Here is a 26,002-nt window from a genome sequence, read left to right as displayed (position 1 = left end):
GAGAGCGCCGGCACCCTGCGGCTGACGAGGTGACACGGCGCCTCACCGCGCTGCAATCGCGGCGCGCGGACATCCAGGTCGATAATGGGCATCACAGAGCCGGATCTTCCGACCATCAAACAGGCCGCTCGGCAACACCCCAGGTCGAACCCTCTTCACAAATTCAACATCAACTCCAGATGCCGGTGAACAAGAACAGCCTGGGATTCCTCGTTCCATTGCATTGTCGAGAGAGCACCGTCCTGGGACGCAACGATAACCTTTGACCCAGGAAATCCGTGACAGGTCACGGCGGCCGATTGATGCCGAGCCCCCCCGACGGCTGCGAGTTCACCTTCCCTGACTTCATTGGGGGCACCTTGATAGGGATCGACAATTCGGACCCTGAGCCCACCAGGAGGCGCCTCCGTTCGGAAGAAGGCCCCAAAGCAAAGCAACGTCAGATCTGGCCTAACGACGGTCATCCCGTCAGTGCCAGTAAAATGAGCAACCCACTCTAGTTCCACCCCCAGATGAGACGTGCTTGAGTAGCAAAGTGCCGAGATTATGGCTGCACCGGCATTTCGATCGATATAGTCGCATGGGCTCTCGTTAAGCAATCTCGCCATGGCATCCTGTCTGCGTTTCTCATGCTCAACGCTGGAAGCCTCTGCATCGCACGCGCGCGACGCCGGTCTCCTGGGGGCAAAGCGACAGCTTGTTGCGCGTTCTTGCCAATGCAATCCGTTGGGCAGAACAAGGAGAGCTCCACCGTGGCGCATGCGCACCATGGACTCGGCAATGTGCACAAAGCACTGCTGAAGCTGAATTTTTCGACCTTCGTCAACCTCGGCGGCTATAGGTGGGGACAGAGCGCGCTCTGCGTCTAGCGTCCACTCGAAGTCCCCCGGGTAGCAAACCACTTCGCCCCGTCTATAAGTCAGAATTAACCTGGCATCATAGTAAATTACGAGGACACCTGGGCTGACCACACGAACAGAGAAATGACTTGGAGCGCTTCTTGGCGCGCGAAATGAGTGGTGGTCGCCAAAGTGGTAGAGCCCTACGATCTCAAGGCCTGATGGTCCGCTGGTTGCACAGATGTAGGTGCGCGATGGGTCCAGCGCCACAGAAAGTCGAGCAAGCGCAGCAGGGGTGAGCGCCAGCGGTTGCTCGAATTCATAGTCAACCAAACTGGAATCGTGATCGAAAAAGAGTGTAAAGGCAACTTTTCTTCCTTCCTCGTGCTCGATGCTTGCCGCGAACGCAAGTATGAGAAGTTGATGTACCTGACGGCGCGTCGGTGGGGGTGCAGTGTTAGCTCCTCTGCCTCTCTGGTACTTAAATACCCTGTCGGCGCAGATTGTGATATGGTCTATTATGGCGGAATCGTCTGGCAGTGTGACCGGGGTGCTCATTCTTCGAGAGTACAGCAATTCGTCACTGTCGACTAGCTACGAGGACACAGCGACCTCAGCTGGCGCGACGCGCGAGACGCGCGTGATGCGGCTACATCGCCCGCCGCCTCGGAACACGGAAAAGCGCCGGTGGGAGCCATCGACGGGGTGGGCGGTCGGGGCCAAGAGGGGGGGCATCGGGCGACATGGCGGCAACGGCGGAAAGGGATATTCGCTCGACATGCCGGATGCGTGCCCGGGTGGCGGGGGAGGCAACGGCGGTCGCGGAGGCGATGCCGGCGGCGGGCTCGGAGGCGCAACCATCGGCATCGCCTACGTGGCGCCCAACTTCGCCATTCGACCCGGGACCTACATTCAGGTCGGAGACCCCGGTCATGGCGGCGATGCGGGGAACGCCGGTGCCAGTGACGAGGTGGGCGAAGGGCGGCAAGGCCCCACGGGTGAAATCCATGCGTTCAGCGTGGGGAACGAGCCGCCCCATTGACTCGTGCCTTGCGAGACACCGCCATCGAAGGATACCCATGAACCTGAATTCCGCGATCCTCCTGTTCTTCGTTCTTCCGCTCGCCGCGGCCGGTTGCGGGACCGCGCCGGGGGTGGAGGGCCCTGGCGGCGCGCCGCCGTGTGACGGTCCATCGACGTGTGCAAGCGATCCCGTCCCCGAGTCGGTCTGCCTGGAGCATCTGGCGGCGGGTCGGGCGATGGACGGCTGCGGCGTGTTCGTCATCAATCCGTTTTTCGGCGGTGACGACGCGAATCCCGGCACGAAGGACAGGCCGGTTCGTTCCATCCGGCGCGCGATCGAGCTTGCGCGCACCGGGCGCGGTCGCGTGTTTCTTACCGACGACGGGTTTGAGGAGACCGTCATGCTCCCCTCCGGCGTGGATATCTATGGAGGCTTCGAAACCGCCATCGGATGGTGTTGAGAATCAAACTGGTTGATGCTTTCTCGTTCGGGCTGACTGATGACCATCGCGACGGTGAGCGGGCCCCGGTCACGGGCGTGATGGTCGGCCCATCGCGTCCTGAGCGTGCCGGGGTGCTCGGACGCGTCAAGGGTTCCCTCGCAGGGCTCGGCGGCTGCGCCGCCCTTGACGCGCCCTGCGCGCCCCGGCGGCCACGTCGCGCGGGCGATGGGCGGACGGAGCCTCCGGCGGGGGCTCCGGGCACCGGATGGGGGCGATGGCCATCGTGCGCGTGAGCGAGCCATCATCCTGCGTGAGCGAAAAGCGGCCCCCACCCATCATCTAACGGGAGCGTCAACAGATGGGAACGCCGCAGAGGCCTGGAAAACCCGGTGCACATGATGACCAAGCTCACTGTCGGCGATCCCAGGCTCATCGCGCTGACCGTCCAGCCGGCGCGCGCCGGCGATACCGGGGCTGCGGATGGGGTCTCGATCATCGACCACGTGGCCGTTCTCAGCACAACGCATGTCGGGATGTTCGTTCGGTCGGGCACCGCGGTGGAGATCATCGGAAGCTGGATCAAAGTCACGGCGGGATTGAGGGGCGACCATGGGGAGGAATGGCCCTGGCCGTACCAGGCAGCGACGGGACCGGATGGGCAGTACGGGGAAGACGCGTGCTCCGCCGCCACGGTCCCGGGAGGGGCTCGCGCGGTGAACCCGTGCGAAGGAGGAATCCCGAGCATCGGCGGCGCAGGCGGGGACGGGCTTCCCGACGGGGCGGGCGACGGCGAGGACGGGCAGCCGCGCGTGGCGTCAGACCCGACGGCCGGACGGGGGGGGCGACGGGGACGCGCCAGGCGTCCCTTGCCAACCAGGTCAGGTGGCGCTCCACGGCGATCCAGGCATCCCCGGTGAACCGGGAAAGGGCCGCGGTCGGATCGATGAGACCGGATGGCACCCTGACAGGGCCCGCGACGGCACCCGGGGGACGCCCGGGCAAGGCGGCGGCGGGGGCCGCCGGGGCGGGCTCGCAGTGTGCGGCGTGGCCTCCAAGGGAGGCGCCGGCGGCGGCTCCGGAGGTGCCGGCGGCTGCGGCGGTCGAGGCGGCCGAGGGGGCGAGAACGGCCAGCCGAGCATCGGTATCCTGGCGCTCCACGCCAAGGTGACGGTGCGCGACAACACCATCACCGCGCGCGACGGTGGCCCCGGCGGCGACGGCGGGGGGCCGGAGGATGGCGGCAAGGGCGGCAGGGGCCTGCCAGGCGGCGCCGTGGGGGACGGCACGTGGTCCTGCGGCGGTGCCGATGGCGGCGACGGAGGCCCTGGCGGCCGCGGCGGCCCTGGGCGCGGCGGCGACTCGATCGGCGTCGCCTACCTTGACGAGGACCAGCTCACGCTGGAGGCGGTCACCTTCGAGCTGGGGCTGCCGGGCCCAGGCGGCACGAGCTGGGATTGGTCTGGCGAGGAGATCACCGGGGAGGACGGCATCCAGGTCGAGACGCTTCGATTCCCCGAGTCGCAGGAATGAAGCCCATTGTCCTTCGCGCTGTTCACCACCTGCATGGACCACGCCGTCGGTATCCCCCTGAGTGGATCGCGTCCTACGGCGCCGCTGGTTGCGCATCCATCAGAAGGTCCTGCCCTGGAGAAAGCTCTTCATCCCTACGAACAACCCGGGGTGCGGTGGTTCCCGGCACGAAACGGAACTTGCACCACATTCGCGAATCATGGCATCGGCCGTGCTCGAAGAGAACCGTATAATCGCCCGGCTCCAGTTCCACCACGACCGTTCCGGCAAGGGTGCCTATCTCGACATCAACGCCGGCCGGAACGTGAAATGGAACCTGGATTACTCTGATTGCTGAGGGCGAAACATCAAGTGTCGGTCCCTTTTCCACAACGACCGAGGCCGGCCCATCTACATCGAGAGTACGAAAAGACACGCTGCCCGGCCTCCATGAGAACCCCTGTGAAACATGCGCATCGGTCCAGTCGTTGAATGGATCTTTCAGATGCGACTGAAAAACGGAGATCTGCGAATACGTTACTTCTAAACTGAACGGGGCCATGTTCTACTCCACGATGATCCTGATACGTGTACCGTCGGGCATCCCTCGGCACTGGTTCCCAATGCAGGCCCCTGCGCCCATGTTGTCTGCGGGCGACACAGGGCGAACACTCGCCCCCGATCCACCTTCCCTGAACATGGCTGGTGGGTACTCGTCGAGCTGTTTTCCCGGAACTTTCGCGTAGCTACTGAGTGCCTCGGCTCGTCGTGCGCCTATCCCAGGACGATCGATCGTCAAAGTTGACGGATGACCAAGCGCCTGCGCATCACGTATGTGTCCGGCTGTCTCCGGATATCGAGCGCTCGGCACTCGGACGATTGGCACTCCCCCCTTGCGGCCCCCGCCTCCTCCGCGAGCGCCCCCAGCCCTCTGCCCGCACCGAACACCGTCGCCGCGCCGAGGAGAATCGTCTTCACCCCCGCCGCGCCCGCCGCCCGATAGTCGCTCCGGTCGATAGCAAGGGCCGTGTCGGCGCCGTTGCGCCCGATCTCGTAGAGCGGGTTGACGGCGTTGAGCGCACCGACAACGCCGTCTTCGTCGTAGCCCTCCCACATCGCGCTGGCGAACTCGTAGCCGCTGTACATCCCCAGCGTCAGCGCATTCAGCACGAGCATCCGCCCGATCCCTGCTCCGAAGTCGCGCGTCCCCTCCGCGGCGCCCAGCAAGGTCTGGCCGACAACGGTAGCTGGGCCGCCGACGCCCGAGTGCTCCGGCGAGACGGTCACTGGCTGCGGCACGTACCCGGATGAGCTTCCGGTCGTGCCCACGTCGATGGGCGCCGTCGTGGCGCCGACCTCCGCGGCCTCGCGCGGTCCTTCTTCAGGCTGGTTTGTTTTCGGCGGCGAGTAGAAGATCTCCACGGCGTATTGTTCCGGGCGCACCACCGAGTAGACCGGCAGGATCGGCGCCTCCACCGGCTCTTCCTGGAACCCGCTCGGATCCACGTGATTGAGCGGGCTGTTGCGCACGTAGCTGTATGGATTCCAGCTCTGCCCGAAGGACGGAATCGAAACGATCGGGTCGGTCGTCAAGAACCGCCCGATCCTGGGATCGTAAATCCTGCCCTTCATGTTCACGAGCCCGAGCTCGTCGTCGCTCTCGTGCCCGGTGAACCCCAGCGTCGTCTCGCTCGGGAACGACGCAGGCGGGCGCTCCCCCCACACCGGGTTCCTGCGCTGCCCGAACGGGTCGTAGCTCCGCCGCTCGATCACGTCGCCGTCCTCGTCGGTGAGCGCATCGAGCGAGCCGAGGTGATCGACATGCACGTAGCGCGTGCCGTCGTCCGAGCCTCCCCGGGTCACGATCGCCACGACGCGCTCCGGCGAGTGGACGTGGTACCGGTGCTCCACGGTGCCCGACGCCGCCTCGGTGACCCGCTCGTACAGATCGCCGAAGTAGAGCGTCTCCTTTTCCGGCGTGGTCTTGCGGATCCGCTGCTGGTCGCCGTCGTAGCCGAACGTGATGGTGCTCGCGCCCTGCGTCATCTGCTCCGGCAGGTCGAACGGCGTATAGCGCACCGTCGTGCCGCCGGGCCGCGCCGTCTGATTACCGACAGCGTCATGCGCGTAACTGTCCGTACCCGCGCCGGTGCTCGCATGCGGGTGCAGCGGGTCGTCATACGAGAGGTCACCAACGTCCGACTTGAAGGTGAGATTGCCGTTCGGGTGGTAGTCGTAGCGGAGCGCGCAGGGTGCCGTCGCGCTCTCGAGATCGCCGAAGTACGCGCAGGTCAGCCGATGGATCGGATCATACCGGAAGCGCTCCGTCGTGTTCTCGGGCTGGAGCGCGTCGGTGCGGCGCGTGAGATTCAGGAGATCGTCGAACCCATAGTCCAGGTTTTGCACCTCACCCGCGCCGCTCTGCGTCGTCAAGTGCCTCAGGCGCTGCTTGTCCGCGAAGTAGCTCCGCTCCGTGACGGCGCCGTTGCCGAACACCTCCTCCCGGAAGCGCCCCGCGTCGTCCACGTCCGCCAAGCGCCAGTAGGCGAGGTTCGTTCCGATGTCGCGCACGGCGAGCACATGGCCGTGCGCGTCGCGGTCGTGGGCCACGACGAACGGCGCCGCGCCGGCCGGCGCCGGGTACGTGACCGTCTCGACGCGGCCGAGCTCGTCGTAGCCCAGCCTGGCCTCCAGGGGAGAGCGCTCGCCGTCGATGCGGAGCGCGATCGTGTCGAGCTGGCCAAGGCCCGTGTACCCGTACGTCTTGTCCCCGTCCGGGCTCGCGAGCGTGTGGAGCCTGCCGACGCCGTGCGACGCGGTGTCCCATGTCCACGTGGTCGTCAGGCTCTCCGCGCCGTCCTGGTCCACGCGCGAGCGGGGTCGACCGAGCGCGTCGTAGGTCCACGTGACCTTTCGCTCGAGCGCATCGGTCGACGAGATCTGCTCGCCGAAGCCGTCATGGATCGAGACCGTCGTGCCCCGATCGGGGTCGTCGAGCTGCCGGACACGGCCGAACGCGTCGCGCGTCGTGCGCGTCACCGCCTCGCCCGGATCGGTGACCGTGTGCAGCAGTCCAAAGGGGCCGTACGCGTAACGGGTGATCCCGTCGGCCGCGTCGGTGATGGTCTTGATGCGCCCCAGCGGATCCTGCTCGGTCACCGTCACATGATCGAGCGGGTCGGTGACGCGCACCTGCAGGCCATCGTACGCCGTCGTCGTGACCGCGTTCCACGGCGTCGTATGGCGCACCTCGCGGCCCGCCGCATCGTACTCGTAGCGATCGTACAGGATCGCGCTCTCGGGCGTGTCCTCCCTGACCGGCACCGAGCGCCGCGCGATGTGCTCGCCCAGCGCGTCGTACCCGATCTCCTGCATGATGCGCTTCGCATCGCCCGAGCCCTCCGACGGCTCCGGTTCGGGCCCGTATCCCAGCCACCGGATCGGGCGGCCGAGGCTGTCGAACTCCACCGTATCGTCGGCACCGCCGGTCGTGATGCTCTGCTGCCTCACCCGCCACGCATCCTGGTCCGGGCCACCATCCTTGCTGCGAGCGAGGGTGACGGTCGTCGTTGTGCCGTCCGGGCGCCTCTCGATGCCGAGCCGCCCGAAGCCGTCGTGCGCCCACGTCGTCACGAGCTGATTCGGATCGACCCGCTTGAGGAGCACGCCGATCGCGTCGTCGAACTCCACGAGCGTAGCGTGCCCGGCCGCGTTCACGTACTTCTCGGGGAACATGCCCTCCTCGTCGAAGTCCGTGCTGGATGTGCGCTTGTGCCCGAAGGCGTCCTCCGCCGTGACGCCGGTGATGTTCCCGAAATCGTCGCGCGCATAGGTGAGCTTCAGCTTCGTGTCCGGCAGGCCGTCGTCGCTCTCGGTGGACTCGGTCTCGACCTCCCCGTAGATCGTTGTCGTTCGCGTGAGGGTCCGGCACTGCGACATCCCCGCCGCCGCGCTGCACTCCTTCTGCGTTTCAAGCTGGCCGAGGACCCAGCGCCCTGTGTCGTTCTTGAACGTCCGCGTGACCTCGATCGTCAGGTCGACGCCTTCCGTCGAGACCTCCTCGGCGCGCACGTTGCCGAACGTGTCGAAGTCCGTCACCTTCGAGACCGAGTCCCGCAGCAGCGTCGCGCCGTCGCCGCCGCGCTCGATTTCCCGCACGTACGCCTCGATCGAGGTCGCGTCACCGCTCGGGGGCGGATAGACCCCTTGCGCTCGCCTCACCCGGCGCTCGGTGGGCAGCGTGAAGTACGTGGCGCCGTCGTTGGTCGGCACGAGCGTCCGCGTCACGTCGCTGAACGAGAGCTCGATCTGCTCCGGCCTGGGCTGGCTCGCGAGCCCCGGAGCCCCGCGCAGCGTCCGCTGGACGCTCCCCGCGAAGGGAAAGATCTGCAGCTCGTCGTCGAAGGTGACGTGGTCGTAGACGTCGATCGTCACGGCACCCGTATCTAGGTCGGTGACGATCCGCTCGCCGAACCCGAGAAATCCGCGGCCCAGCCGGTGGTAGCGTCCGTCGCGATAGCCGACCTCGAAGCGCCTCGCTCGATCCGCGCCGTTGTTGAGCGCGTACGCGCTGACCACCCGGCGAGGGCCCACGACGCAGCGCCGCGGATAGCCGCAGTCGTCCGCCGCGCCGGAACGCGCGACGTAGAGCGCGCTCCTCCGGTCCGGATCCTCCTCCGCGCCTCCGCTCGTGACCGGCGCATCGGTCAGGTGGCCGTACGAGATGCTCACGTTGGGCACGAAGCCCGGCTCGGTCGGCTCGTGCGCGTTCATCCCGTCAGAGACTGCGACCAGGAGATCCTGGTCGGCCGAGAGGTTCTGGAAGACGTTGAACACACCGCCGAGCGGCAGGATCACGTCCTGGGCCCCGTCACCGTTGAGATCGCCGGTGCGCGGCCCGTGCGGATCGGCGAGCGTGATCGCGTCACCGAGCTTGGCCTCGAAAGGAACCCCTGCGTCGACGAGCTTGAACGGCGGCCCTGCCAGGTCGCCCGTCGCTTGCAGGACGGCCCAGGAGGGGAGGACATTGGAGCCACTCAGCAGCATGCCTGGTGGGACGGGCATGAGGAGATCCTGCCGTCCATCGCCGTTGAAGTCGAGCGGCACCGCGAGGCGGAAAAGGGCGTCCTGATCCGGGGCCCCCAGCAGATCGCCGAAGCTGAACGCGTCGACGGTCCGGAACGGCGACATCACGAACGTCGGCCCCGTGTTGAGGTAGGTGTAGAGCTGGTGGCTATGGACATCCGATTCGACGGCATCGGGCAGGCCGTCGCCGTTGACGTCGAGAAAGACGACGCGGCCCCCGGGCCACACGACAGGGAGCTTGGTGTCGATGACCCCCCAGCGTCCCTCGCCCCGGCGCATGATCGCCTCGTAACTATCTCCAATGAGGGCCGTCCCGTCACCAAACAACCTCACGGAGGGCACGATGAGATCGATCTTGCTGTCAGCGTCGATGTCGAGCGTGTGGAGCTCCATTGCGCATGGATAGCCGGTGAGCAGCTCGATCGATTCGCCCGTAGGGTCGAATCCCGCGGACGTCGCGCCGCGCGCGGGCCTCCAGAGGTGGACGGTCCACACGGCGGAGAGCGGGTCCGGTACCAGCTCCTCGGCGTGGTCCTGGCACTGGATCAGATCCGGCACCGAGTCGCCGTCGAGATCGGCGAGGTGCACCGAGGCGCCGGGTCGTCTCAGGCTCGGCGGCGCAGGCGTGACCCCGAGCGGGAACGGCCGGCGGATCCCCGTGTCGTGAAGTGCGAAGGTCCGGTCCGGCTGGGACAGGAGCACGTGCCATGTGGTCTTGGTGTCGAAGACGTCGTGGAGAAAGACGTCCATCTGCCCATCGTCGTTGTAATCGAGCACCGTCCCGAGCTCGGGCTGAAGAAGGGCCGGGTCGGACGGTCCATCCGGATCGGCGACGAACAGCCAATCCTGGAGGAAGGCGAGCTCCGGCGCCGCGAGGAAGGACGGTGTGGCGCGGGGCCCGAGGTTGCGCGCCACCCCCCACGCGGTGATCGGATGCGACGGCGTGCTGGACCCCGCGACGATGTCCGGAATCACGAGATCGTCGAGGCCGTCGGCGTCGATGTCGAACACCATCGGGCTCGCCTTCTCGGAGACCGGCTTGTCGATGTCCGTCGTGAGCCGCTCGAATCCGGGCTTTCCGCGGCTGTACTGAAACCGTGTGGGCGGCTTGCAGACCCCGTCGCTCGCGCACTCCTCGACCTGGGTGAGGAGCGTCCGGCTCGTCGTCGGGCTCAGCTCGTAGCGGAAACCATAGCTCCGGACCAGCGCGTCGCCCGGACCGAGCATCTGGATCTCCTCCAGGCGAAGCGAGCGCTGGAGCGCCATGCCGCCCGAGTAGCCCATGCGAACCGCGGCCGAGTCCTTGGTCCCGTACACGAAGCGCACCGCCCGGGAAGGCTCGAGCGACGGCGTGCCCTCGAAGCTCGTGTAGCGGATCTCGTCCACCGCATATTCGGCGGTATGGCCGTCCTCGGCCTCGGCGAGGCAATATGCGTACGTCATGGCGTTGCCGCGGCCGTCACGGGCCTCGTTCGCGAGCCACGCGCGCGGGACGCCGCCTCGCGCGAGCGGCTTGCTGCCGTCGGCGCGCCCGTACTCCACGACGCGGCCGGAGGGCAGATTCGCCTCGAAGAAGAGCGCCTCGGCGGGCGCGCCGCGTTCCGGAGGGTAGTGACCGACCACCTTGACGAAGGTATCCGGGAATGTCCGGTACTCGATGGTTCCCGGCCCCTCTCCCACGGGGACGAGGCGCTGGCCGTCGAGGCAGAGTGCGTCGTCGCCGTCGTACCGCACGCCGCGGATCTCCCCGTCTTGCGCGAGGCTCTTCGGACATTGCGTGATCGCGGACAGCCCGGTGATGGAGAAGCCGTTGCCGAGCACGCCGTCGCCGCCGTCGCTGCGGTAGACGAGCTGGAGCCCAGGACCCATGCCCGCGCGCGAGGGCGGGGAGGCCAGGTCCATGGTGTACACGGCCTCGCCGGTGCTCGTGATGGAAAACGCCCCGGGGACGGTGCCGGCGGCGGCGGTCTCGACCTCCGGCGCGGGACGGGACGTGGCAGGGCCATGGGCGCGCTGCGTCCGGCAGGCGACGAGGCCAGGCGGCTCCGGAATCGGCTCGCCGAAGCTGCACTGGCACCCGCCCGACGCGAGCACGCAAGTGAGAAACATCCAGAGCGGGATCAACGCCCGGAGCAACCAACGCGGAACTGGCGACATCGCACCCTCCCCGGCGAACAGCAGTGCCACGGCGCTGCAGCGCGCGTCAAGCGCTGCGCTCCTGCCGAACCGCGCCCTCCATGCCGAGGTCGAGGCATTCGTGACTGCACCCGTCCCGGTTCGGTGTGCGCATGGCGGGCGCCACGGATGCCTCGTCCAGGCGCGATCGGCCGTCCATGATGAAGTCGCGGCGAGGAGAGAGCGAGCCGGGTGGGAGAGCGCTCGGCTCGGGCGGCGTGCGCAGCGCCTCGACGACCGTAATCGCGGAGTTCGGCTGAGCCTGGTACAGCTCGATCTTTAATGGATTGAGCCGGTATGGGAGGTCAGCACCCACGACGGCGTGATCGGGACGCTCTACGGCAGCCCAGGCGCGGCGGCGATCCGATCGGCATTGGCTACCTCGACGAGGCGGAGCTAGCCGCTGGCGCGGCGCTTCCAGCGTCGCGCCCCGCCGGCGGCCGCGCCGCCCAGGGTCAAGGCGAGGGCGCTCGCCCCTGCTCCTCCGCGCTCGAGAGCGCGACCTCGCCGAGCACGCCGTGGTTCGCCGCGCCGAACAGGTTGTCCGGATCGACGGCCTGCTTCACCTGCTGCATGAAGGCGCGCGCGCCGTCCGAGTAGATGTCCTTCACGAAGTCCTGCCGGATCTTGCCGATTCCATGATGGTGGGACAGCGACCCTCCGGCGGCGAGGATCTCCTCTCGCGCGGCGTGCTCCATCTCGGCGTAATGGCGCACGGGATCGTCGACGCCCTTCGCGTAGAAGCCGAGATAGAAATAGATGCAGACGCCCGTGGGGTAGACCTGGGTGATGCGGCCGGTGAAGAACGGCTTGCCAGGCAGGCGCCGCTGCTCGTGCTCGCGCAGGATGCGCTGGCGCACCCGGTCGTAGAGCTCGAGCGCCCGGCTCCACGGGACGCTCGTCTCGAAGCTCTCCGCGATCGCCCAGTGCTCGAACGTGAGATCGCGGATGTACGCGATGCCGAAGGTGAGCTGATAGCCGCGCTCGCCGTTCGCCGCGCCCGCCTTCATCCCGCCGTGCTGCGCCGCGATGCGGTAGAGCGTCTTCTCCTGGAAGTCGACCTCCTCCTTCGTCCCCTCGAACACGAGGGTGGCGACGGCGAGCTGGTGCGGATCGAAGCCCTTGATCCGGGTCACCACGAGCTTCTCCGCCTGGCTCTTCACCCGGGCGAGCAGCCCGGACTTCTTCGGCTTGAGCGCCTGACCGAAATGGAACTGCGTGTTGTCCATGACGCGCACGCTCGCGGGCAGCGCGCCGGCTCCCTGCAAGTCGTAGAGGAACGCGAGCCCGCGCGCGAGGTCGGGGAAGATGACGCTGCCGTAGCGCTGGACCTCGGGCAGGGGGAACAGCTTGACGACAGCGCTGGTGACGATTCCATAGTTGCCCTCGCTGCCGAACATGCAGTTCTTCGGGTTGGCGCCGACGCTCTCGCGCGGGGCCACGTGCGGCCGCTCGACCACGCCGCGCGCGGTCACGACCTGCATGTCGAGGACGAGATCCTCGATGTTGCCATAACGGTTCTTCTTCATCCCGCTCGCGTTCGTCGCGATCCACCCCCCGAGCGTCGAGAACTCGAGGCTGTCGGGCTCGTGCCCCATGGTGAGCCCGTGCTTCTCGAGCTCCGCGACGATGTGCCGCCCTGTCGCGCCCGCCTCGATGCAGGCCATGCGGTTCACGGGATCGAGCCAGAGGATCCTGTTCATGCGCCGCATGTCGACCGCGATCACCGTCCGCTCCTCGTGGATCGACAGGCGCAGGGCGTCCGTGACGTTGGTGCCGCCGCCGAACGGGACGAGGCACGCGCCGTGTTGCTTGGCGACCTCGGTGAGGCGCACGACCTCGTCGTGCGACGCGGGGAACACGACGAGATCCGGGACGCGCTCGAGGCGCTCGTAGCGGATCGCCCAGATCTCGGCGCCGGTGTGGCCGTGGCCGCGCCGGAGGCGCACGAGCGGGTCCTGCGAGATCTGATCGTCCGCCAGGAAGCCGCGGAGCGCGGCGAGCAGCTCGCTCGCGACCTTGGCGTCGGGGATCCGGGGCGGGTAGTGCGGCTCGTTGCGGTTCTCGTAGGAGAGCGGCGCGGCGAGCGTGGCCGACATCCACGGGAGCAGCGACGGCAGCTCGACGTTGCTGATGCTGTACCGCGTGCCGGTCAGCACGACGCTGCCGCTCGGCTTGACGACGAACCGGGTGTCGGCAAAGCCCCAGCCGTCCTTGCGCTCCTCGTCGCGCGCCTCGTCGCGCGCCGCGGGGCCCGGCACGATGCGCGTGCTCGACGGCGTCGCGCCGCGCGAAGAGAGCAGCGTCGAGCCCGAGGGAGTCTCACGTCTTCGATTCACCATGGAGATAAGGCCTTCCAAGCAACCCGCGCACGAGCGCGCGTCCAATCCCGAGTAGGTCGCGCTGGAGCGGGCCGGACGTCCATCGAGAGCGCGCGGCCGCCGATCGACGCCGCGGCTCTTCTGGGCCTGCTCAACGCGCGGCGATGGTGGCACGAACGTCGGCGGGCGTACCATCGGATACTTGGGCGCGGCCGCGGGCCCGTGGATAATGCGCGCCGAGACGCCGCTCGCGATGCGCCCTGCCCCTTTCTTCCTCGCGATGTGCGCAGCGGCCGCGCAGATCGGCTGCGAGCGGCCCGCCAACGTGGGCGCCGGGCTCGCGCCTCCGCCCGCCGTCGCGCCGGCCGCGCCCCGCGACGTCGCGGAAGCGACCCGGAAAGCCCGCGCCGCGCCAGCTGCCGCCACCGCCGCGCCGGCCGCCACCGCCGCGCCGGCAGACGCCACCGCCGCGCCGGCCGACGCGATCACGCTCCTCGCCGGCGGCGACGTCTGCCTCGGCAAGGCGCTCGGCCAGGAGCTGCTCCGCGATCCGGCGTACGATCCGTTCGCCTCCGTCGCGGCGCTGTTCGCGTCCGCCGACGTGCGCTTCGTCAACCTCGAGAACCAGCTCAGCGACCAGGGCGGAGAGACCCAGCACGCGCGCCAGCCGCTCGTGTTCACGGGCCCCCCGGCCGGCGCGGACGCGCTCGCGCGCGCCGGTATCGGCGTGGTGTCGCTCGCGAACAACCACATGTGGGACTACGGCAAGGGCGCGTTCCTCGAGACGCTCGGCCACCTGGAGCGCGCGGGCGTCGCCTACGTGGGCGCCGGCCGGACGCGGCTCGAGGCGTACGCGCCGGCCGTCATCGAGCACCGCGGCTTCCGCGTGGCGGTGCTGGCCGTGACCGGCATCTGGAACCAGGGCTCGCTCTGGCAGCACCCGGCGCGGGAGTTCGTCGCGGGCGCGGAGCGGGACGGGCTCGCCGCCGCGGTGCGCGCCGCGCGCAAGCGGCCCGGCGTGGATGCGGTCGTCGTGAGCTACCACGGCGGCACCGAGTACCTGGACACCCCGCTGCCCCAGGCGCGCGCGCTCGCCGGCGCCGCCATCGACGCGGGCGCCGACGCCTTCCTCGGCCACCACCCGCACGTGCTCCAGGGCATCGAGCTCCGCCGCGGCCGGCCCATCTTCTACAGCCTCGGCAACTTCATCATGAAGGTGAAGAGGACCGGCCCCGCGGCCGAGCTCGCGATGCTCGCGCGCCTGCGCCTGCGGCGGGGCGCGCCGCCCCTCGCCGAGATCTGCCCGGTGCGCAGCGAGGGCCTCGGGACCGTCCCGCTCGCGGCCGACCCGCGGCGGGCCGAGACCGAGGCGGCGTTCGCCGAGCGGATGCGCCGCGTCTCGGCGTTCGTCAAGGGCGAGCCGGCGATCGGCCCCTTCGCCGCCGACGGCTGCGCGCCGCTCGATCCCGCCGCGGAGGCGGCCCCCGCCTCGCCGCCGAGGGTCGCCGGCCCGATCCGCTGAGCGACGCTTCGCGGCCTCGCGGCGGGCACGCGCGCGAATCGCTCGGCACCATCGATCGGCGCCGGCTGTTGGGCGGAGGCCGCCCGAAAGGGCGCCCGCGAAGCGGATCGGAGCGAAGCGGTGAGCCTCGATGGCGTCGAGCACGGCGCCATCGAGGCATTCGACGGGCGTTCGCGCCGTACACCCACGAAGCGCTCAGGAGCGCCACATTTTCTTTGGATCAGGGCGTCGCGTTCCAGACGCGACCAGCTGCAGTTCCATTGCTACCGGGGTTGAACACCTCGACGGCCAGGACCTGATAGGTGGGATCGTCGCTCGCATCCAGGTTGTTCATGTTCGGGACAATCCAGCCGGTGTCGGCCCATGCTTTCAGGTGATCGGCGAATATGATCTTGTGGTCCTGTCCGAGGGCCTGCGCCCGAGCAGGCTTGCTCCAGTATTGGTAGAAAGTGGAGCGACCATTGATAGAGGGCTGCTGCTGCCGCGTCGAGCGGTAAGTGGAATATTCGACCCCATCGCTCGTGAAGGTCTTGCCAGCGGTAGCACCCTGACTGGGATCATAGCTCCATCGCTGCAGGATGTAATACTCCACCAGGTGTGCCGCGTTTGAAGTGGGCATACTCTTGTCGTACCCCCAGCCGTACAGAGCGATGTAGCTCGCGCCGCTGTCGTTATTGAGGCGGTAGCCGATCACCCTCTTCTCATCTCCGTAATGCCATCCGGGACCACCGACATAGTTATAGCCACCGCCCTGCCAGGTCACGCTGAACTCACCATTCGGGTCCACAGTCAAAGATGTCGAACCACCATCTTTCCAGTGAGTGAAGAAGAAATCACCGACGTGACCCGTCGCGTGATTCGAATTGATCACAGTCTTCTCAGTGTATCTCTGAGTGTAGGCTGAGTACTTGGAGAAATCGGGGAGGGGCGTGACCGTTGTATCCAGCTCTCCATCGTTGGAGAAAATAGCAAATCCTGCGATGGTGGGGTTATCTACACCCTTGATCAGCTCAATGGTGACGCTGCCGTCATTCACCGCAATATCCGCGAAGGTCTCCGTGTGGCCCACGCCATGACCAACTTCGGTATAGATATCCAGATCACTGATAACGATGTTACCTTCGATCGCAACGCCAAAACTGCGCGAGCCAGCGCTGGTCTTATCGATTTCCGCAAAATGCAACTTCACGGTGTATTTGCCGTTGGCGGTGACCGGAATTTCATAACTGAATGAGCCATACCGCTCTGTTTGGTAAAGCTGCCCACCGACGACAGCGTCTTGCGTGCTGTTGGGCGTACCACCGCTAGCGTATTTGTCCGCCTGGTACTCCACGCCGTCGACCATTGCGCTCGAAGTACCACCGGAGTTGATGGCGACCACCAATGCGAGATCGCCACCAGACGAGCTGGAGCTGCTCGAAGACGAGCTGGCGCTGCTCGAAGATGAGCTGGAGTTGCTCGAAGACGAGCTGGAGCTGCTCGAAGATGAGCTGGAGCTGGAGCTGGAGCTGGAGGAGGAAGAGCTGCTAGAAGACGATGAGCTGCTCGAGGGCCCTGTGGGATTGGTATCATCGCCGCAGCCAGCTAGCGCGACTGACGCGAACGCCAGTATGAACCAACGAGAGAACTGATTCTGCTTTAAATTTTTCATAGATGTTTCCAATGTTTCCCGAAGATGCACACGTAGCGACTCGCCTGTCAGGGACTCTCTGTCGCGCATTGAGACCAGGGGAGACAACGACATTCGCATATGATCACACAGGATCATGTAGTGCCATTCACAGAGTCCGAAACCTTGTCCGGACACCCATGCTCTCTCTGGAAGATCATGTGGTCCTTCGACTGGATTTATACGCCATGGAGCGACCGCGACACAACGCCATTTTGCGCGGTTTCATTGCTCGTGTTTCTCACCTAACGTTGGCACAGAGGGGGCGGAAAATGCCAACAGGATTGAGACAGGCCGGACGAGAATCCTATGAGTGGATCGCGCAGAGAGGCGCGTTCCGGCTCCAGCCAACGGTCATGCGACTGAGCAGGTCGAGGACGACGTACAGGCAGTAGAAGACCCCAGGCAGCGGCCCGCGCAGCTCGGTGATGTCCCACGTCCAGATCGGGTTGGGGCCGTGGCGGTGAGCGTCGGCTTGGCGTGCTTCATCAGCGCACGCTGGGCGCGCCGCTCGCCGCGCTCGCCGGAGGCGCGAGCAGCCGGTACATCGCGCGGATGGAGGCGAGATGGACGCCGCGCGACAGCAGCGTCGCGCAGACCTCCGGCGGGGGCTGGTCGACCTCAGGCCCGCCCGCGCCGCGCGCCGTCCACCTCGTCGACCGCCTCGAGCGCGCTCTCGATCTCGCGGACGAGCTCGTCCGCCGCCTGCTGCTCCCTGTCGGCGCGCGCCTCCACGGCCGACGCGTCGACGCGCAGCTCCACCCGCCGCAGCACCTCCGCGACCCGCTTGCCCTCCGTCGAGGCGGCGTCCACACGCCGCCTCTTCAGCGCGCCCAGCGCGGCCTCCACAGCCGGCACGAGCGGCGCGGCCACGACGGGGTCGGCGGCCCTCAGCTTGGCCCGGGTGCGCTTCGCAAGATCGAGCAGGCGGCCGCGCGGCGATCGGGCGCGCCGGCGCTGCACGACCCACCCGATCGACGCGAGCACGGAGGCGCCGAGCAGCACGGCCGCGCCCTGCACGTAAGGAACGGCCGCGGGCGCGACGGGCGGGAGCACGGCGTCCGGCACCTCGACCGTGATGCCCCCGTGAAGGCAGCTGCCCAGCTCCTGCGCCGTCTGGAGCCGCGAGCGCGCGAGCGGCAGGAGCCGGAGCGGGAGGCACGGGGCTTCCACGCCCGCGAGCGCGCACGCGGGGGCCGGATCCCCTGTCGCGATGGCGTGGACCTCGTGGGTCGCGGGGTCGCGGCTCGTCATGTGAAAGCCGCCCTGCTCGAGGTCGACGAGCCCGCCGCTGTCGACCGACGCGCCGCCCGGCGCGCCCGCGGGCCAGGTCGTCGTCGCCGCGTCGATGACCGAGGCGTCCGTCGAGCAGACCAGCTTGCCGCGGAGGACGATCTCGCCGCCCGGCGCGACATCGACGTGCTGCGCCGCCACATCGCGCCGGAGTGTGAATGTCTGGGTCATGTCCGCCCCTCGGCTCCGCCGGTGCATCGCCCCTGCGCCATCGTGCCCCGAGCCCCGCCCTCAGTGAAGGTGCGTCCGCGAGGCCGTCTCGAGCAGCATCGCCAGCACGAGCGGATCCCCCAGGCCGCCCGCGGCCCCGGCGTGGCCGCGGAGGCGCGCGAGGCGGGCCGCGTCCTTCAGGAAGAGCGGCTCCCCGAGCGCCTCGGCCGCGGCATGCAGGATCCCCTCCCGCTCGGAGAGCAGCGCGGCGGCGCGGGCGCGATCGCCGAGCGCGATCTGGCGGGCGGCCTCGGCCAGCGTCTCGCCGGCGGCGAAGCCCTGGATCGTGCGGGCGACCGACGGGTCGGCGCTCGCCGCGCTGTCCGCGTCGCCGGTCGCGTACGCGACCCGGAGCGGCGCCTCGTCCACGACGTTCTTCTTGGCGACGCGGTCCTTGTACTTGAGCTCGATCGCCGCGATCGCCCGCGTGTCCGCGCCCGCCGGGAGGCCCAGCTTGAAGAGCATCGCGTGGCTGTCGTCGCGCGAGAACGCCGGGATGAAGAACCGCATCCCGCCCTCGGCGTCGTCCTGCCGGTCCCGCTCGATGCCGTCGCGCCGCGCGGACTGCGCGTCCGCCGCGGCCTCGATCGTCCGCACGCGCGCCGCCTCCACGTCGTTCAGCCGGCGCGACCCGTAGACCTGGAGCAGCTTCACGTCCGGCTTCAACCGCACCCGCAGCTCGACCGCGGTCGCGACCGGATCGAGCCGCCTGTCGAGCTCCGTCGCGAGGGCCGGGGCGATCTGATCCGGATCGCGCAGGTAGTAGTACCCGCCCGCGCCGTCGCTCGCGATGGCGCTCATCAGCGCGCCGTCGTAGTCGGCGCCGAGCCCGAACGTGCTCGTCTGGACGCCGCCCTGGAAGGCGTCGAGCGCGAGGCGCGAGAGCCGCTCCGAGCTCGTGATCCCGGCGTTCGCGCGCCCGTCGGAGAGCAGCAGCACGACCTTCACCGCGCCCTCCGGGATGCCCGGCCGCGCGGCCTGCGCGTAGCCGAGCGCGAGGCCCTGGCCGATGTTGGTGCCGCCGCCCTCGCGGATGCCGTCGATCGTGGCCTTGATCGCCGCTCGCCGCGGCCCGACGGGCCCATCGTCGATCCTGACGTCGGCGCCGCTCGAGAAGGTGACGAGGGAGAAGTCGTCATTCGCGTCGAGCTTGTCGACGAGCGCCCGCGCCGCGTCGCGCGCCCGCGCCATGGGCTCGCCCTGCATGGATCCGCTCACGTCGAGCACGAGGTGCACCGACAGGTGCGGCCGCGCCGCGGGCGCCTGCGCCGTCGAGCGGAGCGCGACGCGCACGTGCACGGGGCCGCCGCCGGGCGGGACCCGCGTGCGCTCGATATCCGTGCGCAGGGCGAGCGCCGAGCCCTTCGGGACGTCGATCGACGGGGCGTAGCGGGCGCCGACGTCGCTGACGAGCTCGCGCCCGTCGGGCGGGACGATGCCGCGCGCGACCGCGGACTCGAACGCGGCGAGGTGGCCGCCGCCGGGGCGGTACGTGGTGGCGAAGCGGCCGTTCGGGTCGAGGCCCGCGGCCTCGGGCGCCGCGGCGCGGGCCGCGCCCTCGCCCGGCGCCGCGGTGGCCGCCGGGGCGGGGACCACCAGACCGTCGGCGCCTGCGCGCCCCTTCCCACCCGCCATGTCGAGCCTGGGGGCGGCGGGCTCACGCGCCACCAGGAGGGGTTCGGCGGCCGACGCCACGGCCTCGCGCTTCGCCTCGGCGGCGTTCCCGAGCGGCATCGACGCCGGGGACGCCTCCGACGTCGCTGGGGCTTCCTTCGTGCTGCACGCGATCCCCGCCCCCGAGAGCCCCAGCGCGAGCGATCCGCCGAGGAGCGCTCGCTTCACCCACACGATTCCGAGTTCGTTCATGGTCTTCCCCTCCCGCGGACAGAGCGGGTGCTCGGTCTGACGGGTGAGCGCCGCATCTGTTCTGTCGCTCCGCTCCGGAGCGACGGCGCCGGCCGCCGCCGGGCGCTCCAGCCGGAGAGACAGCGGCGATCGCGCATTGTTCGGCAGGAGTCGCCCGTGCGCCGGCGGAAGGCCTCCGCGTCGGCCGCCGCCCGGCCGCCGCCGCCCGCGGGTGCGACAAGGCCGGGGGCGCCCGGCGTCCTGCGCGGAGCGCGGCTGCCGGCCGGGCCCGCCTCCTCGCCTCAGCGGATGTTGACCCTGAGCCTCGTCGGGCGGCCGTCGCGCTCGACGACGACGGAAAGGCTCTTGTCGGAGCGCATGCGCGAGTAGGCCAGCATGGCCTTCTGTGGGTCCGTCAGGTCGATGCCGTTGATCGACTTCACGATATCGCCGCTCTGCACCCCGAACGACTCGAGCACCGAGCCTGGCTTGACCATCATCTTCAGCCCGACCACCTTGTTGTCCCGCATCTCCGGTATCGCCGCCGAGGTCTGCGTCACGAGCTCGGGCTGCGCGAAGATCTTCTCGGCCGCCGAGCGGTCGATGTCGATCTCCGTGTCGCTCACCCGCTGCATCCGCGAGGCGATCTCGGGCGGGACATCGCTCTTGCTGCTCGGGCGGTACGTCGCGCGGGGCGGAGCCGGCGCTGCCGCCTGCGGCTCGGGCTCCTTCTTGCCGCCCTCTCCGCCCTTCTTGCCGAGCTGCATCTGGCAGCGCGCGCCCCCCGAGGTCGAGGTCATCCACACCCGATCCCAGGCGATGTCCTCGACCTTGCGACCGGCGATCTCTCCGCCTCGCCGCCCGAGCGCCGTGTGTCCGCCGTCGCTCTCGACGGCGGCGAACGACCATTCGGGGTCCTCGGACATCGCGATCAGCACGACGCGGCCCGTATCGCAGGGTGGAGCGAGGTAGGGGTCGAGCTGCGAGAGGTCCGCCGGGCCGGCGGGCGCGGCGCTCGGCGGGGGTACGAGCGGCCCTGTCGTCGAGTCGAACGGATTGCGCTCCAGGATCGGCGCCGCGCTCGGCGGGGGATCGTCGGAGGGCGGCACGTCGACCGGATCCATGACGAGGGGGGCGGAGGCCTCGCCGTCCCGCGTGATCTGGTGAGCGATGAGCTGAGATACCCCGGAGGCCTGAAAATACGCGGAGACCGCGACCATTCCTCCCAGGATGAATGCGAATCGGCGCTTGACGAACGCGTCCGGGTTCATGAGTAACGCTCCTCCTGGCCGGAGCGCGCCGGGGCTCGCTGCGCGAGTGTCCCTTGCCGCCGCGGCGTTCGCGGCAGTGCACGCCCTCGCCACCGGCGAGACCGCGCCTCAGGGCGAGCACCGAGCGTGCCTGCGCGAGAGCGAGCGCGACGCGCGTCCGCATGGAGCAGGGACTGCCGCTCTGACTGGACCGCTCAGCGCCGGTCGCGGCTCGTCCGATACGGACGCGGAGCGCGCCCCGCGCGCATCACGCGCGTCGCCCGGTGGAACAACCGGAAGATCCGTCGATCAGGGGAGAGCTGGCGGGCAACGGGGACGGCGCCACGAACGAGCCCGCGCGCTCGCCCTGGGGAACGGGGCCGTGAAGGGCGCGCTCGGGGATTGAGGAGCGCCCTTCGCGCGGCTCAGCGGAGCGTGTACTCCAGGCCCCAGATGTCCACGGAGCTCCGCGCTGGGTAGTACACGGTGAGCTCGTCCGAGGTCTCGAGTCGGGCGGCGTCGATCAGAGGATCGGAGAAGAACCGGCCCGAGTCGGCGGCGTCGAGGAGCGTCCAGGTCGCGTAACCGTCGCTCGGGGAGGCGCCGGCGATGCGGAGATCGGGGAGGATCGCATAGACGTTCTCGGTGGAGGAGATCGCGAGCTTGCCCCGGAAGTTCTGGACCACCCTCAGGCCGATGCCGTGGCGCGCCCAGGTCCCGTCGGTGTCGCGGAGATAATGGAAGAACTCGCTGCGCGTCCGGGCGCTGGTGAAGTTCGAATTGTCGGTCTCGGCGTCGGGGAGGTGCGAGAGCAGCACATGGACGCGGCCGCTCGCGTCGACCGTCATGTGTTCCTGGTTGATGAGCCCTCGGTTCTGGCCGATGGGCCACACGGAGAGGCCCGTCGTGCTCCGTGTCACGAAGGAGGCGCCGGTCGTCGCGACCGTGGCGCCCGCGTTGTTCTTCCATGTGCGCCCGTGATCGTCGCTGTAGACGTACAGGAGATCGTGGTTGGTCGTCGCGTCGGGCGTGTCCCGCCAGCACCACGCCGCGTGCAGGCGCGAGCCGCCGCGCGTGTACGACAGGCCGTGCAGGTAGGCGTTCATGCTGGCGTCGGTGCCCTCGATGTACTCGCCGAGCGCGGTCCAGGCGTGCGTCGTGGCGTCGTACTCCCACAGGTGCTCGTCGCCGCTGCCGCTCTCGCCGATCCGGGCGCTCAGGAGCATCCTGTCCCCGCCGGGCTCGGTGACGAACCGCGGGTACGTCACGAGGGACACGCGGGTCGATCCGACGAGCGCGCTCGAGACGGCGCTGAAGCTCGAGGCGGCCCAGGCCGCGCCTTCCGGGTCCGTCAGGAGACCCGTGACCGAGCGGCGGTAGTGCAGGTTGCTGCCGTGGTGATCGAACGCGAGGTGCAGCGTTCCGTCGCCTGGCGCGATCCCGAGAGAGATCGTGTTGTGGGCGTCGTCGGCGCTCAGCCGATACTCCTTGAAGTCGAACTTCTCCCAGGCGCCTGCCGCTCCGCCGGGGCTCGCCGGCAGCCGGCGGCGCGCGAGGACGACGTTGCGGTTGGTGTTCCAGAAGGCGGTGTACTGGAAGCCGCCGAACGACACGATCGCGTCCTGCTGGAACGACTCGCCGTTCAGGTAGCCGCCGTAGGACACCACGGTGAGCCCCGACTCCGCGAGCTTTCCCTCGCCGAGCTTGACGATCCCCGGCGCGACGGGCTCCGCCCCGCCGCCGCCGGTCGTCGTGCTGCTGACGGTCGCGCTGCCGATCGTCGCGCCGCTGGTCGTCGTCGTGCCGCCCCCCGCGCCGGTGGCCTCGGAGGTCGTCGCCACCGCGCCGCCGCCGCCCGGGTTCGCGCCGCCTGAGCCTGAGGACGTCGACGATTCGGGCGTCGAGGGGCGCTCGCCGTCGCTGCAGCTCGTCAGCCAGACGACCGGCGCAAGGACGGGCAGGAGGGAGAAGATAAGTCGGAGGGTCATGCGTTTGCCCGAGGATACTGCCGTACCGCGGCGCTACCAAGCGAGGCAAGCGGTGGTCGCTCAAGGATTCGCGGCAAACAGCGCTCCAGCAATCGCGTTGCGCTGTCATCGCCCACCGACCCGAGCGGTCCGAAGTGGACGCTCCACAGGAAGACCTGGCAGCGCAACGTGCTGTTCGAGCCGGTGAGGGGAAAGTGAGCGGTCGTTCGGCGTAGATCATGGCAGAAGCTGGCGGTCGTCCTCCGGAACACCCCGATCCGACGAGAGCGATCCGATCGACCGGTTCCCCGGGAAGCCCATCAAGACGCCGGCGCGAGCGCCGTTTACACAAAAACTCGCATGATTTCGATTACTTGGCAGCCACGCTCTGCGGCGCATCGCCCCGCGCTGGTCCTCGCTGAGCGGCCCCTCCGCGGCGCGGCGATGCGCTTTCTCCGGCGATCCACGGCAGCCGCAGCGCTGCTCGCGAGCGCGCTCGCGCCGTGCCTCGCCGCCGCCGCGCCCGACACGCCGCTGCCCCATGCAAAGCCGCCTGCGGAGCCGTCCGGCGATGCGCCGCCGGCAAAGCCGTCCGGCGATGCGCCGCCGGCAGCGCTCGTACCACCATCGCCGCTCACGCCGCTCGGCGCCGACTACCCTGCTGGGGCGCATGGTGACGCGACGGTCCACCTCGTCCTCACGGTCAACGCGGAGGGCACCGTCCGCTCCGCGGTCGCCGAGGATGGCGTGGAGCCGTTCGCATCGGCCGCCGTGGCCGCCGCAACGTCGTTCCGCTTTGCGCCGGCCACCAGGAACGGCGCGCCGGTCGCCGCCAGGATCCGCGTCGAGGTCCGCTTCACCGAAGCCGCGTCGCCCGCGCCGCCCGGCGCCTCCGCAGCCGCGCCGCCCGGCGCCTCCGCGCCCGCGCCGGAGCGCCCGGCGACGGCAGCCGGGCCGGCGCCGAGCGCGCCGCGCGCGATCGAGGTCACCGTGCGCGGCGAGCAACCGGCGCCCGGCGTCTCCAGCTTGAGCCGCGGCGAGGTCAGGATCGTCCCTGGCGCGTTCGGCGACCCCTTCCGCGCCCTCGAGGTGCTCCCCGGGGTGACCCCCATCGTCTCGGGGCTGCCGTTCTTCTACGTTCGCGGCTCACCGCCGGGCAACGTCGGCTATTTCCTCGATGGCATCCGCGTCCCCTACCTCTACCACCTCGGGCTCGGGCCCTCCGTGGTCCATCCCGGCATCGTCGATCGCGTCGACCTCTACCCTGGCGGCTACCCCGCGCGTCACGGTCGGTACGCCGGCGGCATCGTCGCGGGCGAGACGACGCCGCCGCTCCCGTACTGGCACGGTGAGGGCATGCTGCGGCTCGTCGACGTGGGCGGGCTCGTCGAGGGCCCCTTCGCCGGAAACCGAGGGGTCGCGCTCGTGGGCGGCCGCTACTCGTACACGGCGTTGCTCCTCTCGCTCGCCGCCCCCGAGGTCGCGCTCGATTACTGGGATTACCAGGCCCGGCTGTCCTACGAGGTCGTCCCGGAAGGCCGGGTGAGCCTCTTCGCGTTCGGCGCCCACGACTTCCTCGGGAGCGAGGAAGACGGCGAGGAGACGACCCTCTTCGACACGACATTTCACCGGCTCGATCTCCGGTACGACCAGGCCTATGGCCAGGGCAGCGCGCTGCGCGGCGCGCTGACGCTCGGCCACGACGAGACGGGGATCGGGGACGGCCAGAAAGCGCTGACTCGGAGCCTCGGCGCGCGCCTCTCGCTCGCTCACCGGCTGCGCGACGAGACGATGATCCGCGCCGGCATCGACGCCGTGGTCGACGACAACGAGCTCGATCTCGCGACCGGCGCCGACGACCCGGGCGACGTCGCGCCGGACGATGACGACGACGTCCCCGTCGACGATCTCCTCTTGAGCCGCGTCGACCTCACGGTGGGCGGCTACATCGAGTCGGACATCGCGATCACCCCGCGCCTGCGCATCACCCCCGGGCTCCGGCTCGATCTCTACCACTCGGACGGCACGGTCGCGCTCGCCGTCGATCCGCGGCTCTCGGCTCGGCTCTCGCTCGGGCGCGGGGTGACGTTCGTGCAGGCGCACGGCATCGCCTCCCAGCTGCCGAGCTTCGTCGTCCCGATCCCCGGCTTCCGCCCGCGCCTCGAGGACGGCCTCCAGCGGAGCTTCCAGTCGAGCGCCGGCGTCGAGCTCGCGCTGCCGGCGGACATGACGGCCACGGTCTCGGTGTTCCACAACGCGTTCTTCAACATGACCGACGCGCTCGGCTCGCTGGGCCTCGAGTCGGTCGAGGACGCCTTCACGCTCCGCGCGCTCGGCGCCGCGACCGGCGTGGAGCTGTCGGCCCACCGGCGGCTCACGCGGCGCGTCGGCGGGTTCGCGTCGTACACGCTGTCGCGCTCCACGCGGAGCATCGGCCGAAGCCGGCAAGTGAGCTCGTTCGACCGGACCCACGTGGCGAACGTCGCGCTGACCTACGACCTCGGTCGCGGGTACAGGGCTGGCGGGCGCTTCGTGTTCTACTCCGGGCTCCCCCAGAGGATCGGCGGCGCGACGCTCCCACCGATCAGCGGAGTCCCCGGGGGCTCCGGATCCCTCGCCGGCGGAGCGCCGCGGTGGGAGCGGCTGCCGCCGTTCTTCCGCCTCGATGTCCGCCTGGAGAAGCGCTGGTCGCTCGGGAAGTCGGGCTGGCTGGCGGTCGTCCTCGACGTGCTCAACACCACGTTATCGAAGGAGACCATGCCGGGGATGTGCGATGCGTTCTCGTCGTGCGAGCCGACGACCTTCGGGCCTGTCACCGTCCCGAACTTCGGCTTGGAGGGCGGGTTCTGAC

Annotated in this window: 16 protein-coding genes; 5 read left to right on the top strand and 11 right to left on the bottom strand. The window is 69.2% G+C overall.

Features of this window, described 5'->3' with window-relative positions:
• Positions 1-155 precede the first annotated feature (155 nt).
• Entirely contained in the window at positions 156-1,397 is a 1,242-nt protein-coding gene (locus tag WME82_RS50280) for a putative sensor domain DACNV-containing protein (protein WP_438041132.1), read from the bottom strand.
• Between the two features lie 521 nt (positions 1,398-1,918).
• On the opposite strand from WME82_RS50280, the gene WME82_RS50275 reads away from it, so the two are divergent.
• A complete protein-coding gene (locus tag WME82_RS50275) occupies positions 1,919-2,323 on the top strand; it encodes a DUF1565 domain-containing protein (RefSeq protein WP_438041131.1) in 405 nt (134 codons plus the stop codon).
• A gap of 1,026 nt (positions 2,324-3,349) precedes the next feature.
• A complete protein-coding gene (locus WME82_RS50270) occupies positions 3,350-3,835 on the top strand; it encodes a hypothetical protein (protein WP_438041130.1) in 486 nt (161 codons plus the stop codon).
• A 73-nt stretch (positions 3,836-3,908) separates the two neighbouring features.
• Here the strand turns inward: WME82_RS50270 and comJ are convergent, their stop codons facing one another.
• The 5 genes from comJ to WME82_RS50245 form a co-directional block, all read right to left on the bottom strand.
• Positions 3,909-4,376, bottom strand: coding sequence for a competence protein ComJ (gene comJ / locus WME82_RS50265; protein ID WP_438041129.1), 468 nt, complete (start codon positions 4,374-4,376; stop codon positions 3,909-3,911).
• Between the two features lie 3 nt (positions 4,377-4,379).
• Positions 4,380-4,685 carry a NucA/NucB deoxyribonuclease domain-containing protein gene (locus WME82_RS50260; protein ID WP_438041128.1) on the bottom strand — a complete coding sequence of 102 codons (306 nt, stop codon included), beginning with the start codon at positions 4,683-4,685 and terminating at the stop codon, positions 4,380-4,382.
• On the bottom strand, positions 4,610-11,056 hold the full coding sequence (locus tag WME82_RS50255) for an RHS repeat-associated core domain-containing protein (protein ID WP_438041127.1): 6,447 nt from the start codon (positions 11,054-11,056) through the stop codon (positions 4,610-4,612). Before WME82_RS50255 ends, WME82_RS50260 begins: the two co-directional genes overlap by 76 nt.
• Before the next feature lie 46 nt (positions 11,057-11,102).
• The gene (locus WME82_RS50250; RefSeq protein ID WP_438041126.1) at positions 11,103-11,390 is read right to left on the bottom strand and encodes a hypothetical protein; all 288 of its coding nucleotides are present in this window, start codon (positions 11,388-11,390) and stop codon (positions 11,103-11,105) included.
• A gap of 139 nt (positions 11,391-11,529) precedes the next feature.
• The gene (locus tag WME82_RS50245) at positions 11,530-13,416 is read right to left on the bottom strand and encodes an FAD-binding oxidoreductase (RefSeq protein ID WP_438041125.1); all 1,887 of its coding nucleotides are present in this window, start codon (positions 13,414-13,416) and stop codon (positions 11,530-11,532) included.
• A gap of 232 nt (positions 13,417-13,648) precedes the next feature.
• On the opposite strand from WME82_RS50245, the gene WME82_RS50240 reads away from it, so the two are divergent.
• Positions 13,649-14,917, top strand: a complete 1,269-nt coding sequence (locus WME82_RS50240) for a CapA family protein (protein WP_438041124.1) — start codon at positions 13,649-13,651, stop codon at positions 14,915-14,917.
• Positions 14,918-15,137: 220 nt separating this feature from the next.
• On the opposite strand, the gene WME82_RS50235 is transcribed toward WME82_RS50240, so the two are convergent.
• Complete coding sequence (locus tag WME82_RS50235) at positions 15,138-16,298, bottom strand: glycoside hydrolase family 11 protein (protein WP_438041123.1); 1,161 nt, start codon at positions 16,296-16,298, stop codon at positions 15,138-15,140.
• Between WME82_RS50235 and WME82_RS50230 the strand changes: the two genes are divergently transcribed.
• Positions 16,288-16,548, top strand: coding sequence for a hypothetical protein (locus WME82_RS50230; protein WP_438041122.1), 261 nt, complete (start codon positions 16,288-16,290; stop codon positions 16,546-16,548). The two genes, WME82_RS50235 and WME82_RS50230, sit on opposite strands and share 11 nt — an antisense overlap.
• A gap of 659 nt (positions 16,549-17,207) precedes the next feature.
• On the opposite strand, the gene WME82_RS50225 is transcribed toward WME82_RS50230, so the two are convergent.
• From WME82_RS50225 to WME82_RS50210, 4 genes are all read right to left on the bottom strand, one after another.
• Positions 17,208-18,050 carry a hypothetical protein gene (locus tag WME82_RS50225; protein ID WP_438041121.1) on the bottom strand — a complete coding sequence of 281 codons (843 nt, stop codon included), beginning with the start codon at positions 18,048-18,050 and terminating at the stop codon, positions 17,208-17,210.
• Positions 18,051-18,110: 60 nt separating this feature from the next.
• Positions 18,111-19,955 (bottom strand): vWA domain-containing protein, encoded by a 1,845-nt coding sequence (locus WME82_RS50220; protein ID WP_438041120.1) that lies wholly within the window; start codon positions 19,953-19,955, stop codon positions 18,111-18,113.
• 281 nt (positions 19,956-20,236) lie between these two features.
• Entirely contained in the window at positions 20,237-21,205 is a 969-nt protein-coding gene (gene gspC, locus WME82_RS50215) for a type II secretion system protein GspC (protein ID WP_438041119.1), read from the bottom strand.
• Between the two features lie 404 nt (positions 21,206-21,609).
• The gene (locus tag WME82_RS50210) at positions 21,610-23,172 is read right to left on the bottom strand and encodes a BNR repeat-containing protein (protein ID WP_438041118.1); all 1,563 of its coding nucleotides are present in this window, start codon (positions 23,170-23,172) and stop codon (positions 21,610-21,612) included.
• A gap of 423 nt (positions 23,173-23,595) precedes the next feature.
• Here WME82_RS50210 and WME82_RS50205 point away from each other — a divergent pair, with 423 nt between their 5' ends.
• Positions 23,596-26,001 carry a TonB-dependent receptor domain-containing protein gene (locus WME82_RS50205; protein WP_438041117.1) on the top strand — a complete coding sequence of 802 codons (2,406 nt, stop codon included), beginning with the start codon at positions 23,596-23,598 and terminating at the stop codon, positions 25,999-26,001.
• Position 26,002: the final 1 nt, after the last annotated feature.

It is taken from the genome of Sorangium sp. So ce128, assembly GCF_051525245.1.
GTDB lineage: Bacteria > Myxococcota_A > Polyangia > Polyangiales > Polyangiaceae > Sorangium > Sorangium cellulosum_B.
The sequence above is the reverse complement of the archived record's forward strand: the minus strand, read 5'-3'. Positions and strand labels throughout refer to the sequence as shown.

Bases quoted from the DNA above. Each gene is read 5' to 3' on its own strand.
- WME82_RS50280 (WP_438041132.1), bottom strand. From the start codon at position 1,397: ATGAGCACCCCGGTCACACTGCCAGACGATTCCGCCATAATAGACCAT.
- WME82_RS50275 (WP_438041131.1), top strand. From the start codon at position 1,919: ATGAACCTGAATTCCGCGATCCTCCTGTTCTTCGTTCTTCCGCTCGCC.
- comJ (WP_438041129.1), bottom strand. From the start codon at position 4,376: ATGGCCCCGTTCAGTTTAGAAGTAACGTATTCGCAGATCTCCGTTTTT.
- WME82_RS50255 (WP_438041127.1), bottom strand. From the start codon at position 11,056: ATGTCGCCAGTTCCGCGTTGGTTGCTCCGGGCGTTGATCCCGCTCTGG.
- WME82_RS50245 (WP_438041125.1), bottom strand. From the start codon at position 13,416: ATGGTGAATCGAAGACGTGAGACTCCCTCGGGCTCGACGCTGCTCTCT.
- WME82_RS50240 (WP_438041124.1), top strand. From the start codon at position 13,649: ATGCGCCCTGCCCCTTTCTTCCTCGCGATGTGCGCAGCGGCCGCGCAG.
- WME82_RS50230 (WP_438041122.1), top strand. From the start codon at position 16,288: ATGGCGACCACCAATGCGAGATCGCCACCAGACGAGCTGGAGCTGCTC.
- WME82_RS50225 (WP_438041121.1), bottom strand. From the start codon at position 18,050: ATGACCCAGACATTCACACTCCGGCGCGATGTGGCGGCGCAGCACGTC.
- WME82_RS50220 (WP_438041120.1), bottom strand. From the start codon at position 19,955: ATGAACGAACTCGGAATCGTGTGGGTGAAGCGAGCGCTCCTCGGCGGA.
- gspC (WP_438041119.1), bottom strand. From the start codon at position 21,205: ATGAACCCGGACGCGTTCGTCAAGCGCCGATTCGCATTCATCCTGGGA.
- WME82_RS50210 (WP_438041118.1), bottom strand. From the start codon at position 23,172: ATGACCCTCCGACTTATCTTCTCCCTCCTGCCCGTCCTTGCGCCGGTC.
- WME82_RS50205 (WP_438041117.1), top strand. From the start codon at position 23,596: ATGCGCTTTCTCCGGCGATCCACGGCAGCCGCAGCGCTGCTCGCGAGC.